Consider the following 14,397-nt stretch of genomic DNA (forward strand, 5'->3'; position numbering starts at 1 on the left):
TCCCGCTCTTGCTCTTGCTCTTGCTCTTGCTCTTGCTCTTGCTTTGGATCTTGATCTTGATCTCGACGCCCCGTTAAGCCACGCTGGCCGAACGCAGGCATTGCTCCGTGGGCTACCTCGGCATGGATGCCGAGGTAGCCGCGCTGGGCCATGGATGGCCCTTCGCGGCGGGCCCGCGGAGCAATGCCGGAGTGAGGGCATGCCGAGCCTAGGCGAGGCACCGAGTGGTGGGGCAAAGCGTTTTTGGTTACTTTTGGCGCTCTTCCAAAAGTGACCCGCTGTAAGAGCGGAACCCTAAGCCGCCGTTACCTAAATAACGGATATACACACAAGAATAAGTAAATACCGGACCTTCAGTATTACGATCAATAAGGTGCGCCTATGGCTCGGCGCCGCAGCAGCAGAGTCAGGCCCAGCCCAGTGACGGACAACAACGCGGCAAAGAAGAAAATCGACGAATAGCCCAGGTTCAACGCCACCGCCCCCATCAGCGGACCGGCAATCGCCAGCGCCAGGTCAAAGAACACCGCATAGGCGCTCAAACCCGCACCCCGGCTGGTGTTCGGCACTTGCTTGATCGCCTCCACCCCCAGCGCCGGGTATACCAGCGACAGCCCGAAACCGGCCAGCCCGGCACCGACCAGGGCGAACGCGGTGGACGGCGCCAGCCACAGCAATATCAGTCCGACGGTCTCGATGCTCATGCAGGCAATGGCCGAGTTGAAGCCCCCGAAACGGGCGATGCTGGAAATGAACAGCAATCGCGCCAGGATGAAGCAAATACCGAAGACCGTCAGGCACCAGGCCGCGCCGGTCCAGCCGCGACTGATATAGAACAGTGTGATGAACGTGGTGAGCGTCCCGTAGCCGATCGACGCCAGGCTCAGGCTCGCCCCGAACGGCGCAATGCGCCCAAACACCGCCCAGAAAGGCAAGCGCTCGCCACGAATGACCGGCACCGACGGCTTGTTGCGAATCATCAACAGCGCCGCCCCGGCCAGCAACGACAAAGCCACGCCCAGGCTGGCGAACCCCAGCTCACCGACCATCACCACGCCCAGCGGGGCGCCGATGGCGATGGCCCCGTACGAGGCGATGCCGTTCCAGGAAATCGAGCGGGCCGTGTGCTCCACGCCCACCTGGCCCATGCACCAACTGATGGTGCCCACGCCAATCAGCCCTTGAGCCACGCCAAGCAGCAAGCGCCCAGCGATCAGAATCAACAGGCTGGGCAGCGCAAAGCTTTGCAGCAGGATCGAGAGCAGCGTCAGCAAGCCGCTGAGCACAATTCCCGACAGCCCGTAGACGATTGCTCGCTTGGTGCCAATGCTGTCCGACAGCCGCCCGGCCATGGGGCGGCTGAGCAGGGTGGCGAGGTACTGCGACCCGATGGTCAACCCGGCCACCACCGCGCTGAAGCCCAGTTGCTCGTGGACATACCCCGGCAGTACGGCGATGGGCAGGCCGATGCAGAGAAAGGCGATGAAGGTATAGAAAACGATGGAGACGATCTGCAGGGTGATCGACAGGGAGCTGGAGGCAGGTGAGGGCGTGGGCATAGGGCTCGTTCGCGGGCAGCGGTAAGAGAGCCTCATCATGGCGTGAGGTGAGGATAAAAGAAAGCAGGCTAACTAAATGTACCTGGGAAGCCGGATATGCGGTTTCAATTGAGGTTGTATGCACCGGCCCCTTCGCGAGCAAGCCCGCTCCCACAAGGGATTGGGTTCACCAGGGAGAAACAGGTCGGCTATAAGGCCGCCTTTGCGAGCAAGCTTTGCTCCCACAGAGCTGATGGGTGTGCGACCGCAAGAGCCAGGTCGGCTGTAAGGCCGTCTCGCGAGCAAGCTTTGCTCCCACAGAGCTGACGGGTGTACGACCGCAAGAGCCAGGTCGGCTGTTAGGCCGCCTCGCGGTGGACGTTGATCTCGGCGCCCCGTTAACCACGCTGGCCGAACGCAGGCATTGTGGAGTGGGCAACCCGGCATGGATGCCGGGTTAGCCGCGCTGGGCCATGGATGGCCCTTCGCGGCGGGCCCACGGAGCAATGCAGGAGTGAGGGCATGCCGAGCCTAAGCGAGGCACCGAGTGGTGGGGCAAAAGCGTTTTGGTTACTTTTGACTGGGCCGGCTTCCGGGCTTCTCAAAAGTGACCCGCCGTAAGGGCGGAACCCTAAGCAGCCGTTACCACAGCAATGGATATGTACTCAGTCAGGCCGCCATCGCGAGCAAGCCCGCTCCCACAGGTTTTTACCTTGGAATACAAAAAGCCCCGTCACAGTGGACAGGGCTTTTTACTTGCCGCTTGAAGCTTACAACTAGGGGCTGCCCTTAGAACACCACGCCCTGGCTACGCAGGTAGTCGTCATAGGTGCCGCTGAAGTCAACCACGCCATCGGCGCTCAGCTCGATGATGCGGGTGGCCAGGGACGATACGAACTCCCGGTCATGGCTGACGAAGATCAGCGTGCCCGGGTAGTTTTCCAGCGCCAGGTTCAGCGCTTCGATCGATTCCATGTCCAAGTGGTTGGTCGGTTCGTCCATCACCAGCACGTTCGGTTTTTGCAGGATCAGCTTACCGAACAGCATGCGGCCTTGCTCACCACCGGAAATGACCTTGACCGACTTGAGGATCTCGTCGTTGGAAAACAGCATGCGGCCCAAGGTGCCACGAACCAGTTGTTCGCCGCCTTGGGTCCACTGGCCCATCCAGTCGAACAGGTTGACGTCGTCCTCGAAGTCGTGGGCATGGTCCTGGGCGTAGTAGCCCAGTTCCGCGGCGTCGGTCCATTTCACGGTACCGGCGTCGGGTTCCAGTTCATTGACCAGGGTACGCAGCAAGGTGGTCTTGCCGATACCGTTCGGGCCAATGATCGCCACGCGCTCGCCGGCTTCGACGGTGAAGCTGAAGTCCTTGAACAGCGGCTTGCCGTCAAACCCTTTGGCCATGCGCTCGACAATGACCGCCTGGCGGTGCAGTTTCTTGGTCTGCTCGAAGCGAATGAACGGGCTGACGCGGCTCGATGGCTTGACCTCGGCCAGTTGGATCTTGTCGATCTGCTTGGCGCGAGAGGTGGCCTGCTTGGCTTTCGAGGCGTTGGCCGAGAAGCGGCTGACGAACGACTGCAGCTCGGAAATCTGCGCTTTCTTCTTGGCGTTGTCCGACAGCAGTTGCTCGCGGGATTGGGTCGCCACGGTCATGTACTCGTCGTAGTTGCCCGGGAACAGACGCAGCTCGCCATAGTCCAGGTCCGCCATGTGGGTGCAGACACTGTTCAGGAAGTGACGGTCGTGGGAGATGATGATCATCAGGCTCGAACGCTGGGTCAGCACGTTTTCCAGCCAGCGGATGGTGTTGATGTCCAGGTGGTTGGTCGGTTCGTCGAGCAGCAGCACTTCCGGGTCGGAGAACAGCGCCTGGGCCAGCAACACGCGCAGCTTCCAGCCTGGCGACACTTCGCTCATCGGGCCGAAATGCTGTTCGATGCCAATACCCAGGCCCAGCAGCAGTTCACCGGCACGGGATTCGGCGGTGTAGCCGTCCATCTCGGCAAATTCGGTTTCCAGCTCGGCCACGGCCATGCCGTCTTCTTCGGTCATTTCCGGCAGCGAATAGATGCGATCGCGCTCGGCCTTGACCTTCCACAGCTCTTCGTGACCCATGATCACGGTATCGATCACGGTGAATTCTTCGTAGGCGAACTGGTCCTGGCGCAGTTTACCCAGGCGTACGTTCGGCTCGAGCATGACCTGGCCGCCGGACGGCTCGAGGTCACCGCCGAGGATTTTCATGAAGGTCGACTTGCCGCAACCGTTAGCGCCAATCAGACCGTAGCGGTTGCCCGCGCCGAATTTGACAGAGACGTTTTCAAACAGTGGCTTGGCGCCGAACTGCATCGTGATGTTAGCTGTAGAGATCAAAGGTTTATCCTGCGGAACATTCAGAGTAGCTAAGGGTGCGGCAGTACCTGTTCAGTACCTGTTTGCGCACGTTGCGATCGCGCAAAGGCGTCGCGGTCGCAAGCGCAAGGGTCCATCCGGCATAAGAGGACAGCAGCATACGGAGCGCCTGGCCCGGTAGACGTGCGCCGAAGCCGCGTTTGCGGTATCGGCCAAAGGGGGCGCGTAATAGTGGCGGCGATTGTACTGGTCTGGCCGCATAAACGATAGGGTATTGCCCGGGCAAGACAGTTTTTCACAATTGAAGGATAACTTTTGGTTACAGACTGTGGCTAGAATGCCACCACATCCTATGCTATCGCCCTTGCCGCTTGGCTGGCCGGGGAAGCAGCCTGTTCACTCCAGCATTGTGACGGTTTTTCGTGAAGCTCATCATTGTCGCGATCTACATCTTCTCCATTGGCTACGTTCACCTGCGCGGTCGCGTGCGACATACGTTCGGACGCCAGCTGAGCGATCATTCGTCGTTTCTCGCGCCAATCAATTGCCTGCTTTACCTGTGCTCGAAACTGCCCAACAGGCCGTTCCTGAGCCCGGCGCAGTTCCCGGACCTGAGCCCGTTGCAGACCCACTGGCAAGAGATCCGGGCCGAAGGCCAAAGCCTGTTGCACGCGGGGCAGATCAAGCGTTCCGATCAATACAACGATGTGGGCTTCAACTCGTTCTTCAAGACCGGTTGGAAGCGTTTCTACCTGAAGTGGTACGGCGATAGCCATCCTTCGGCCATGAAGTTGTGCCCCCGCACCACCGAGCTGGTGCAGAGCATCGGCTCGGTCAAGGCGGCGATGTTCGCCGAGTTGCCGCCGGGCTCGAAGCTGGTCCGGCACCGCGACCCCTACGCCGGCTCCTATCGGTATCACCTGGGCCTGGAAACACCCAACGATGCCGGTTGCTACATCAATGTCGATGGCGAGCCTTATCATTGGCGCGATGGCGAAGCGGTGATCTTCGACGAAACGTTCATTCATTACGCCCAGAACACCACTGACCATAATCGCATCATCCTGTTCTGCGACGTGGAACGGCCCATGAAGTTTCGTTGGGCTAGCGCGTTCAACCGCTGGTTCAGCCGCACCGTGATGGCAGCGGCCGGTGCGCCCAACGACGCTGGCGACAGGACAGGGGCCTTGAACCGGGCGTTCTCCAGGCTCTACAAAATCCGGTTGCAGGGCAAGGCCCTGAAAAAACGCAACCGCACGTTGTATTACCTGCAGAAGTGGGCTTTTTTTGGTGGTTTGCTGGCGATCTTTGTCTGGATTTGAACGCTGGATATACCCTCATCCCTCAGGTTTTTGCGCATCCAGTTGCTCCCACATCCTGGCCGTGATCCGCTGGCGGTGGTTGTAGCCCTCCCAAGGATCGGCGCCCAAGCCTTTGGCCCGTTCCAGGGCGGTATAAATGTCCCATTGCTGGGCGTTGCGCAGGGTCTGCAGTTCGGTTCGAGCAATCGGCACCGAGACCGGCAGGCCTGGCCTGGCGCGCACCGAGTAGGCGGCCACCGTGCTGGCCCCGCGGGCATTGCGCAGGTAGTCGACGAATATTTTCCCTACGCGGTTCTTCGGTCCCATGGTGGCCGTGAGGCGCTCTGGCATTTGCCGGGTCAGGAACTTTGAGATGGCCTTGGCGAACGCCTTGGTGGTGTCCCAGCCCTCACTTCTCGCCAAGGGCACGATCACGTGCATGCCTTTGCCACCGCTTGTCTTGAGAAAAGCCTGCAAACCCAACTCGTCGAGCACCGCCAAGGTCATGTGGGTCGCCTCGATCATGGCGCTCCAGGGCAGCGAAGGGTCCGGGTCCAGGTCCAGGACAAACTGGTCGGGCGCCTCAATCCGGTCGTGGGTCGCGGTCCAGGTGTGCAGTTCCACCGAGCCCATCTGCGCCGCACTGACCAGGGCGTGGATGTCGTCGATTTCCATCAGCGCTGCATGGCCTGGGTCCAGTCGCGGATCCAGCTGTTTGATATGGGGAATCTCCAGGTGATCAGCGTGTTTTTGGAAGAACTGCTCTTCGCCGATACCGTCCGGTGCCCGCAGCAGCGCGACCGGTCGCTGCTTGAGGTGCGGCAGGATCCACGGGGCGATGTCCAGGTAATACTGCGCCAGCTCAGCCTTTTGCACACCGCTGACACTGTCGATGACCCGTTCGGGGTGGGTGATCGTCACGCCGTCGACTTTGGCCGCGCGGGCTTTGCTGCGGCGCTTGGGGTCTGGCGTCGCGGGCTTTATTGGCAGGGGCTGCTCGCGAACCACCTTGTGGGCCGGCACAGTGCCTGACACGTCCAGGAAAATTGCCTGGCGCACCTGATTGTCGCGGGTCCATTCAGTGAACTCGACCTCGCAGGTCAGGTCGGGCTCGACCCATTGCACGCCGCGTCCCTGCACGCCATTGAGTGGCGACGCCAGTGGCGAAGTCTCGCGCTGCTGCGCGCACAGTTGCCCGTGTAATTGTTTGATTTGCGCCTGGCTGAACCCTGTGCCGACCCGACCGGCGTACACCAGCCCAGACGGCCCGTTGACGGCCAGCAACAGGGCGCCGAAACCGCTGCGCTTGCCTTGGGGGCGGGTGAACCCGACGATGACGAAGGCTTGGCGCAACCGACACTTGAGTTTTACCCAATCGGCGCTTCGCCGGGACATATAGGGGCTTCCCAGGCGCTTGCCGACCACGCTGTCGAGTGACAGCGCGATCGCGCTTTCGAACATGTCGTGCTGGCTGGCGGAAAACGACTCGGAAAATCGCAGGCGCTTGCTGGTGTTGTTGCCGAGGGCCTTTTTCAGCGCTGCACGGCGTTCCTCCACCGGTGACTGGCGCAGGTCGACACCGTTGAGGAACGGCGCATCGAACAGGAAATACACCATGTCGACGGTGCGGCTGATATCGAAGGCCTGGCGCAGGGCCGCGAAATCAGAATGGCCGGTTTCATCAAGCAGCACCAGTTCGCCGTCAAGCCAACTGTCCCCCAGGTTCAAGCCGGCCAGCGCGTCGGCATGCAGCTTCAACCGCTCGGTCCAGTCCTGGTGATTGCGATTGAATAAGCGGACTTCCCCACGTTCGATGCGGGTCAGCAGCCGATATCCGTGGAACTGGACTTCATAGCGCCATTCGCCGGTGGGCGGTTCTTCCACGGGCGTGGCCAATTGCGGCGACAGGCGCTCTGGCAGGCTGTTTTGAGAAGCCTTGCGGGCCGTCGTAGCGGCCGATTCGGCGTTGGACAAACGAGCAGATTCACTCTCGGCGTTGGCCATGACAGATTCCCTTGTATTGCACACGCCAGGGTCTACCCCCGGGAGGCCTTTGTGGCTTTTTTGGCAGGAGCGGATTTGCGGGTTTTCGCAGGTTTTGCAGGGGCCTTGCCGGCGGACTTGTCGGTGGCCTTGCCTTTACCGCCCAGGCTGCGCTTGAGCAATTCGGTAAGGTCGATGACATCGGCGGTCTTGCGTTGTTCTTCGCCTGGGTCGGTCTCCACCGCTTCGAGGCGGCCCTCGTTGGCCTTTTTCTCCACCAGTGCCATGATCTTGTCTTCGAAGCTGTCCCGGTATTCTTGCGGCTCCCAGTCGGCGCTCATGTCTTCGACGAGGCGCTTGGCCATGTCCAGCTCGCCCTTGGCCAGGGTCGGGTTCGTCACCTCGTCGCCCAGCTCCAGGATATCCAGGTCGCGCACCTCCGCGGGCCAGCGCAGCATCACCAGCACCAGCGCCGATTCAAGAGGCATGAGCGCCGCCAGGTGCTGGCGGGTATGCAACACGACATGGGCCAGGGCGACCTTGTTGGTCTTGACCAGGGTTTCTCGCAGCAGGGCATAGACTTTGCCACCGCGTTTGTCGGGGGCAAGAAAGTAGGGGGTGTCGATGTTTTGCAAGGGAATCTTCTCGCTGTCGACAAAAGAAAAGATATCGATGGTCTGGGTGGACTTGGGGTGGGCGGAACGAATTTCTTCCTCGCTGAGCAGCACATACTGGCCCTTCTGGTACTGGACGCCCTTGACGATGTCTTCCTTGGTCACTTCCTTGCCCGTGACCTTGTTGACCCGCTTGTAGCCCACCGGGTCCATGCTGCGCTTGTCCAGCCAGTCAAAATCCACACCCTGGGAAGAGGTGGCCGACACCAGTGCGACAGGAATGTGGACCAGCCCGAAACTGATTGCGCCTTTCCAGATTGCCCGTGCCATGGTGATGTTGTCCTTGCCGGTGGATGTCTTTCTGGTGACCTTCGCGCCCTGGGAAAAGTTTCCATTGTGGAAGCGAGCAAACCCACTTCCACTTTGGCTCGCAGACGTTTCGTTACATCTTCACCCGGACATTTCGCTTAACAAGGGCGAACCTGCGGCGTAGCGTGTTTTCGATATGCCTGAACTCAAGAGGTGTCCGAATGAACAGGCTGATAATTGCCATCATGACGCTATTGCTGACCGCCGCCGCCCAAGCCGCCACGCCATGCGGAGGCCCCGTGGTTCTGGCCCAGAATCTGCCGGGTAACAACAATCCCTACAACAGCCCGACGCGGCGGGCCAATCCCAACAGCATGCAGGGCACGCGGCCCAATGTGCCGACGATTCATGACAACTCGACAGTGCCGGTACCGCGCCCACCGACCCTGGAGAACGGCGGCATCGGCAATGGTTACCCCCGGTCCGGCCAGCCATCGGGTTCGCCGCGCCCCACCATCGAGTCTCCTACACCACCCAGGAGCACCCAAAATGGCAACCGCTAGGGACTGGAGACCGTCGCTCTTTTTTTACACCACAGAAGGAATTGTGCATGTTGCGTAAAACACTCCTGGCCGCCTGTTGCGCCAGCGTTGCCCTGACCCTTGCCACGCCGGCTGCTGCGGCGCCGACCCAATCATTCAAGAGCGAGGAGGGCACCGTGGAAGTGACCACCGTGGTCAAGGGGCTGGAGCACCCTTGGTCTGTCGCATTCTTGCCAGGCCAGCAGGGCATGCTGGTGACGGAGCGACCGGGCAACCTGCGCGTGGTCAGCCCCGATGGCCAATTGTCCGCCCCCTTGAGTGGCGTGCCGCAAGTGTGGGCAAAGGGCCAGGGCGGGCTGCTGGACGTAGTGCTGTCACCCGACTTCAAGCAGGACCGTACCGTCTACCTGTCTTATGCCGAGGCGGGCGCAGACGGCAAGGCCGGCACCGCCGTGGGGCGCGGACAACTGTCCGAAGACCTCAAGAGCCTGAAGAGTTTCGACGTGATCTTTCGTCAGCAACCCAAGCTATCCACGGGCAATCACTTCGGCTCGCGCCTGGTCTTCGACCGCGACGGCTATTTGTTCATTACCCTGGGGGAAAACAACGAGCGGCCCACCGCCCAGGACCTGGACAAGCTGCAAGGCAAGGTCGTGCGCATCTACCCCGACGGCAAGGTGCCCGACGACAATCCGTTTGTCGGCCAGGAAAACGTCCGTCCCGAGATATGGTCCTACGGGATGCGCAACCCCCAAGGTGCTGCCCTCAACCCTTGGAATGGCACATTGTGGGAGAACGAACACGGGCCCAAGGGCGGTGATGAACTGAACATCATCGAGCGCGGCAAGAACTACGGCTGGCCATTGGCGACCCATGGCATCAACTACTCCGGCGCCCCGATTCCCGAAGCCCAGGGCAAGACTGCCGAGGGCACCGTTGGGCCACACCACGTCTGGCAAGTATCACCGGGGCTCAGCGGCATGGCGTTCTACGATCATGATCGCTTCAAGGCCTGGCAGCGCAGCGTGTTCATGGGTGCGCTGGTGTCCGGGGAGCTGATCCGCCTGCAATTGCAGGGCGACAAGGTCGTCCACGAAGAGCGTTTGCTGGGTGAACTCAAGGCGCGAGTGCGGGATGTTCGCCAAGGCCCGGACGGTTATCTGTATGTGCTGACGGATGAGGACGACGGCGCGTTGTATAAGGTCGGACTCAAGTAATTGTAGATGTGGGAGCGAGCTTGCTCGCGATGGCTTTGGGTCAACCGACATTGATGCTGACTGACACACCGCTATCGCGAGCAAGCTCGCTCCCACAGGTAATGCTGTTCACTTAAGACTGTCGCCACAGCTAATCAATATTTGCCATTGACTTGCCACCAACGCACCGCTAATTTCCAACCATGACTTCAACCGTACTGCGCAGCCAGCCAAGCATTATTACCGCCATTCCTTATTTGGCGGGTTAGCTGACGGCTGCACCCAACCCGCCCTGGAGGCGGGTTTTTTCTTTCTGTCTCCTGGGCTCCGCCCGAACCAGGAGATCGCCATGACCGTTACCCGCACCGAGCAAGCCCTGCTTGAGCATTACGTTAAGAAGATTCTCGCCGCGCCGGTCTATGAGCTGGCCGTGCGCACGCCGCTGCAAGCGGCTCCCGCACTGTCCGAGACCTTGGGGAACCGGATCCTGCTCAAGCGCGAAGACCTGCAACCGACCTTTTCCTTCAAGATCCGCGGTGCCTACAACAAACTCGTGCAACTGACCCCGGAGCAGCGCGCCCGTGGCGTCATCACTGCGTCTGCCGGCAATCATGCCCAAGGCGTTGCGCTGGCGGCACGGGAATTGGGGATTTCGGCGAGTATCGTCATGCCCGTAAACACCCCCCAATTGAAGGTGCTGGGCGTACGCAACCGAGGCGCCGAAGCGCTGCTGCACGGGGACAGCTTTCCGTTTGCCCTGGTGTACGCACTGAACCTGGCCGAGCAAACCGGACGGGAGTTCGTCTCGCCTTTCGATGACCCGGACGTGATCGCCGGGCAAGGCACCGTCGCCATGGAAATCCTGCGCCAGCACCCCGGCCAGTTGGATGCGATTTTCGTCCCGGTCGGCGGTGGTGGGCTGATCGCCGGGATCGCGGCCTACGTCAAGTACCTGCGCCCGGAAGTACGCATCGTCGGCGTCGAGTCGCAGCATTCTGCCTGTCTCCAGGCGGCGCTGGCAGCCGGCGAGCGAGTAACCTTGCCAGCGGTGGGAACCTTCGCCGATGGCGTGGCCGTGGCGCAGATCGGCGCCCATGGCTTCGATATCTGCCGTTTCTGCGTCGATGAAGTGATGACCGTGAGCAACGACCAACTGTGCGCCGCGATCAAGGACATCTATGACGATACCCGTTCCATCACCGAACCGTCGGGCGCACTGGCGGTGGCAGGCATCAAGCAGTACGTGGCGCATACGGGCGCGCGAGGCCAGACCCTGGTGGCGATCGATTCCGGTGCCAACATCAATTTCGACAGTTTGCGCCACGTGGCCGAGCGTGCGGCGCTCGGCGCAATTTGATTTTTTTACGCTACGTCACACTTTTTTTGAAGCAGGCGACGGATGCCCACTTGCATCTCCACATTAGGGGCTAATCTAGGTTGCGAACAGGATTAAAGCCATTGCAGTTTGCACGGATAAAATAGCGTTCCCTTGCATTTTGCACGAGACCCCTGGCGCAGAAAGAAGCTAAACGCTTGATTCAGATCACTCCGCAGGGTCGTCAATACAGGCATGCTTCTTGCGGGATGATGCAGGAGTTCGCTCAACGAACCCGATGACTGAAAACGCTGGAAAGAACGAACGAACGGCACGGTATTCGTAGTCCCAGTCCGCAGGGAAGAAACGGACGAAAATACCGCCGACGTGAACATAAGTTGGCCGCCTCAACAGGAGAGAGTCGCCATGTTTCTATCTGCCCTCGAAATGCGAAACATCATTGAAAGCAGCTTGCTGCCCAAGCGCTCGCAATGCACCTTGTCACCTGAGCTCAAGATGACGGTCAAGATTTACGACGATCATGAAACCGACCGCGTGGCCTTGGTCAAGACCGATATCGATGCCAATAAACTCACCGGTTGCCGGGCCATCAACGACCTGATCGCCGAGCTGCGTACCGAGCTCGATCACAACCCTGCGGCTGGCAATCACTTTCATCAGCAACACCAGCGGATGACTGGCCGCTGATAACGGCCTTGTCCTTGTAAGCCTGACGCTCGGGTCCGGTCATGTCCGTACCCGGCGTCCAGTTTTCTTGCGATGTGTCATTCAGTTCAATTGTTGCCTGTAGGGCAGGTCCGGCCCGGTTCTGCTGCAAGTCAGGGCGGCGGCGCGAATGGCGAACTCAAGCATTGCGCTGATCTGTTCCCGGGTCAGGGTGTGCAAGCCCTCCACCGAATCCAATTGTTGTTCAGTCAGCCATGCAATCAGCGCGGCCTGGAAAGTGTCGCCTGCACCTACGGTATCGGCGATCTTCACCGGACAGGAGGGCAGCGACCATGAGCCGTGTTGGCGACTGAAGACCGTAGCGCCCTGGCCGCCACGGGTCAGGAAGACCAATTGGCAGCCGTTCCCCAGCCAACCTTCGATGATCGCCTCGGGTGCCTTCGCGGGATAGAGCAGGCCCAGGTCTTCGTCACTGACCTTGATCAGGTCGGCATATTGCACCAGCGTCGCAATCCGTGAGCGCCACAACCCGATATCCGGTTGCGGGTTGAGCCGCACGTTCGGGTCGAGGCTGATCAGGCGCCGGCCGCTTTCGCGTTGTATCAGGGCCAGGAGCGTGTCGGCGACGGGCTGGACCACCAGCGAGAACGAGCCGACATGCAAGCCGCGCACCTCGGGGCCCAGGTCCGGTAGATGGGCCAGGCTCAGTTGTCGGTCCGCACAGCCTTCGCCGCGAAAACTGTAGTGGGGCGAACCGTTGGCGCCTACGGCAACCATTGCCAGGGTGGTCGGTGCGTCGAAATCCACCAGGTATTGGGCGCTGACCCCTTCATTGAGCAGTACCTGGCGCAAGCGCCGGCCCAGGTAGTCGGTGGACAGCCCGGTAAACAGCGCCGATTCAATACCCAGGCGACGCAGCCCCACGGCCACGTTGAACGGTGAACCGCCGGCAATGGCCTTGTAGTTCACTTGCGAGGCGGAGCCATCCGCCTCGGTCTCACTGAAAAAATCAAACAGCGCCTCACCACACACCAAATACATAGTTTCCCGCTCTCAAAGGGTTGCGACGTGTTGTCGATAACGTTCATAAGCCTGTTGCGATGCCGCGACATGCGCGGCAATTGGCCGGGTTTCGCTGGTCGGGTCGAGCTTGACGCAGCGCTCGCACAGCTCGGCCAGGCCCGTCTGTGAACCGGAGTGGCACCATGCTGCCTGGATCGCCGCCCCCAAGGCAGCGGCTTCGCTCTGTTCGGTGCAAATGACCGTGGTGTCCATGGTGTCGGCGACGATCTGCCGCCACTGCGCGCTCTTCGAGCCACCGCCGATCAGGCGAATGCTCTGGGCCTGGAGTCCGTTGGCCCGCAGCAGGTCCAAGCCATAGCGCAAACCGAAGGTCGTGCCTTCGACCACGGCGCGACACAGGTTGGCCCGGGTCAGGTTGGTGGTGGTCAGGCCCAGCAGGCTGCCGGTGGCATGGGGCAGGGCGGGAACACGCTCGCCGTTGAGGAACGGCAGCATGCACACGCCCTCGGCACCAATCGGAGCCTGGGCTACCAGGGCGTTGAACGCGTCGATGTCCAGCGCCAGCAATTCGCGAATCGCCCCGGTGGCGTTGGTCAGGTTCATGGTGCAGATCAGCGGCAGCCAGCCACCGCTGGAGGAGCAGAACGTCGCCACGGACGGTTGTGGACTGACCGCAGGTTCGGCGGCATAGGCGTAGACCGTGCCGGAGGAACCGAGGCTCATGGTGATCACGCCGGGCTGGATATTACCCGTACCGATGGCACCCATCATGTTGTCGCCACCGCCACTGGCCACCACCGCCTCGGGGTTGATGCCCAGGTGCGCAGCAATGGCTGGCAGGATGCGTCCGACCGGTTGGTGGGCCTCGATCAGTTCCGGCAGCGCCGCCTGCAAGCGTGCGCTGGGGTCGATGTGTTGTAACAGTTGCACGTCCCATTGGCGGGTGCGTACGTTGAAATAGCCGGTTCCCGAGGCATCGCCGTATTCGCTGCAATGGCGGCCGGTGAGCCAGTAGTTGAGAAAGTCGTGGGGCAGCAGGACGCTGGCGATGCGTTCGAAAACCTGGGGATGCTGCTCCCGCGTCCAGAGCAGCTTGGAAACCGTGTAGCCCGGCGCGATCACCACGCCGAGGCGTTCGAGGCTGCCGTCTTCACCGCCCAGGTGCGCCAGGAGCCGATCGTTTTCCGGCGTTGTCTCGGTGTCGCACCACAGCTTGGCCGGGCGCAGCACCTGGCCTTGGTCATCGAGCAACACCAGGCCGTGTTGCTGGCCCGAGACGCCGATGCCGAGGATCGCCTGGCCATCGACCCCAGCGTCCGCCAAGGCTTGCTGAGTCGCCTGGGTGAATGCATCGAGCCATTGCTGAGTGTCTTGTTCACGACGGCCGTTGGGGCCGCTGATCATGGCGTGCGCCGCGGCACCCTGGCCCAGGACCTGGCCACTGGTCGCGTCCAGGATCAGCGCCTTGGTGCCTTGGGTGCCGCAGTCGATGCCCAGGAACAGTTGTTGGTTTGTCATGGAAATCCTCGGT

The 14,397-nt window shown here is 61.0% G+C and carries 11 protein-coding genes; 5 read left to right on the plus strand and 6 right to left on the minus strand.

What is annotated here, in order from left to right:
- Positions 1–365: 365 nt before the first annotated feature.
- Both LQ215_RS01345 and LQ215_RS01350 read right to left on the minus strand, forming a co-directional pair.
- Entirely contained in the window at positions 366–1,559 is a 1,194-nt protein-coding gene (locus LQ215_RS01345) for an MFS transporter (RefSeq protein ID WP_230147061.1), read from the minus strand.
- Positions 1,560–2,327: 768 nt separating this feature from the next.
- A complete protein-coding gene (locus LQ215_RS01350) occupies positions 2,328–3,917 on the minus strand; it encodes an ABC-F family ATPase (RefSeq protein WP_003181279.1) in 1,590 nt (529 codons plus the stop codon).
- 401 nt (positions 3,918–4,318) lie between these two features.
- Between LQ215_RS01350 and lpxO the strand changes: the two genes are divergently transcribed.
- The gene (gene lpxO / locus LQ215_RS01355; protein ID WP_230147062.1) at positions 4,319–5,218 is read left to right on the plus strand and encodes a lipid A hydroxylase LpxO; all 900 of its coding nucleotides are present in this window, start codon (positions 4,319–4,321) and stop codon (positions 5,216–5,218) included.
- A gap of 15 nt (positions 5,219–5,233) precedes the next feature.
- Here the strand turns inward: lpxO and ligD are convergent, their stop codons facing one another.
- Both ligD and LQ215_RS01365 read right to left on the minus strand, forming a co-directional pair.
- Positions 5,234–7,201, minus strand: coding sequence for a DNA ligase D (gene ligD, locus LQ215_RS01360; RefSeq protein WP_230147063.1), 1,968 nt, complete (start codon positions 7,199–7,201; stop codon positions 5,234–5,236).
- A 32-nt stretch (positions 7,202–7,233) separates the two neighbouring features.
- Positions 7,234–8,124 carry a Ku protein gene (locus LQ215_RS01365; protein WP_230147064.1) on the minus strand — a complete coding sequence of 297 codons (891 nt, stop codon included), beginning with the start codon at positions 8,122–8,124 and terminating at the stop codon, positions 7,234–7,236.
- Positions 8,125–8,324: 200 nt separating this feature from the next.
- On the opposite strand from LQ215_RS01365, the gene LQ215_RS01370 reads away from it, so the two are divergent.
- The 4 genes from LQ215_RS01370 to LQ215_RS01385 all read left to right on the plus strand — a co-directional run bounded on the left by LQ215_RS01370 (position 8,325) and on the right by LQ215_RS01385 (position 11,864).
- On the plus strand, positions 8,325–8,666 hold the full coding sequence (locus tag LQ215_RS01370) for a hypothetical protein (protein WP_230147065.1): 342 nt from the start codon (positions 8,325–8,327) through the stop codon (positions 8,664–8,666).
- A gap of 47 nt (positions 8,667–8,713) precedes the next feature.
- On the plus strand, positions 8,714–9,862 hold the full coding sequence (locus LQ215_RS01375; RefSeq protein ID WP_230147066.1) for a PQQ-dependent sugar dehydrogenase: 1,149 nt from the start codon (positions 8,714–8,716) through the stop codon (positions 9,860–9,862).
- Between the two features lie 328 nt (positions 9,863–10,190).
- Positions 10,191–11,198, plus strand: coding sequence for a threonine ammonia-lyase, biosynthetic (ilvA, locus tag LQ215_RS01380; protein ID WP_230147067.1), 1,008 nt, complete (start codon positions 10,191–10,193; stop codon positions 11,196–11,198).
- Positions 11,199–11,582: 384 nt separating this feature from the next.
- Entirely contained in the window at positions 11,583–11,864 is a 282-nt protein-coding gene (locus tag LQ215_RS01385) for a DUF1652 domain-containing protein (RefSeq protein ID WP_230147068.1), read from the plus strand.
- A gap of 81 nt (positions 11,865–11,945) precedes the next feature.
- Here the strand turns inward: LQ215_RS01385 and LQ215_RS01390 are convergent, their stop codons facing one another.
- The gene (locus tag LQ215_RS01390) at positions 11,946–12,884 is read right to left on the minus strand and encodes a carbohydrate kinase family protein (RefSeq protein ID WP_230147069.1); all 939 of its coding nucleotides are present in this window, start codon (positions 12,882–12,884) and stop codon (positions 11,946–11,948) included.
- Positions 12,885–12,896: 12 nt separating this feature from the next.
- Complete coding sequence (gene xylB, locus LQ215_RS01395; protein WP_230147070.1) at positions 12,897–14,384, minus strand: xylulokinase; 1,488 nt, start codon at positions 14,382–14,384, stop codon at positions 12,897–12,899.
- Positions 14,385–14,397 lie beyond the last annotated feature (13 nt).

The sequence above is a fragment of the Pseudomonas brassicacearum genome, assembly GCF_918698105.1.
Taxonomy (GTDB): Bacteria; Pseudomonadota; Gammaproteobacteria; order Pseudomonadales; family Pseudomonadaceae; genus Aquipseudomonas; species Aquipseudomonas brassicacearum_F.

Excerpts from the sequence above, each read along its gene's own strand:
- LQ215_RS01365 (WP_230147064.1), bottom strand. The coding sequence starts at position 8,124 with ATGGCACGGGCAATCTGGAAAGGCGCAATCAGTTTCGGGCTGGTCCAC.
- LQ215_RS01385 (WP_230147068.1), top strand. The coding sequence starts at position 11,583 with ATGTTTCTATCTGCCCTCGAAATGCGAAACATCATTGAAAGCAGCTTG.
- xylB (WP_230147070.1), bottom strand. The coding sequence starts at position 14,384 with ATGACAAACCAACAACTGTTCCTGGGCATCGACTGCGGCACCCAAGGC.
- LQ215_RS01345 (WP_230147061.1), bottom strand. The coding sequence starts at position 1,559 with ATGCCCACGCCCTCACCTGCCTCCAGCTCCCTGTCGATCACCCTGCAG.
- ilvA (WP_230147067.1), top strand. The coding sequence starts at position 10,191 with ATGACCGTTACCCGCACCGAGCAAGCCCTGCTTGAGCATTACGTTAAG.
- LQ215_RS01390 (WP_230147069.1), bottom strand. The coding sequence starts at position 12,884 with ATGTATTTGGTGTGTGGTGAGGCGCTGTTTGATTTTTTCAGTGAGACC.
- LQ215_RS01375 (WP_230147066.1), top strand. The coding sequence starts at position 8,714 with ATGTTGCGTAAAACACTCCTGGCCGCCTGTTGCGCCAGCGTTGCCCTG.
- ligD (WP_230147063.1), bottom strand. The coding sequence starts at position 7,201 with ATGGCCAACGCCGAGAGTGAATCTGCTCGTTTGTCCAACGCCGAATCG.
- LQ215_RS01370 (WP_230147065.1), top strand. The coding sequence starts at position 8,325 with ATGAACAGGCTGATAATTGCCATCATGACGCTATTGCTGACCGCCGCC.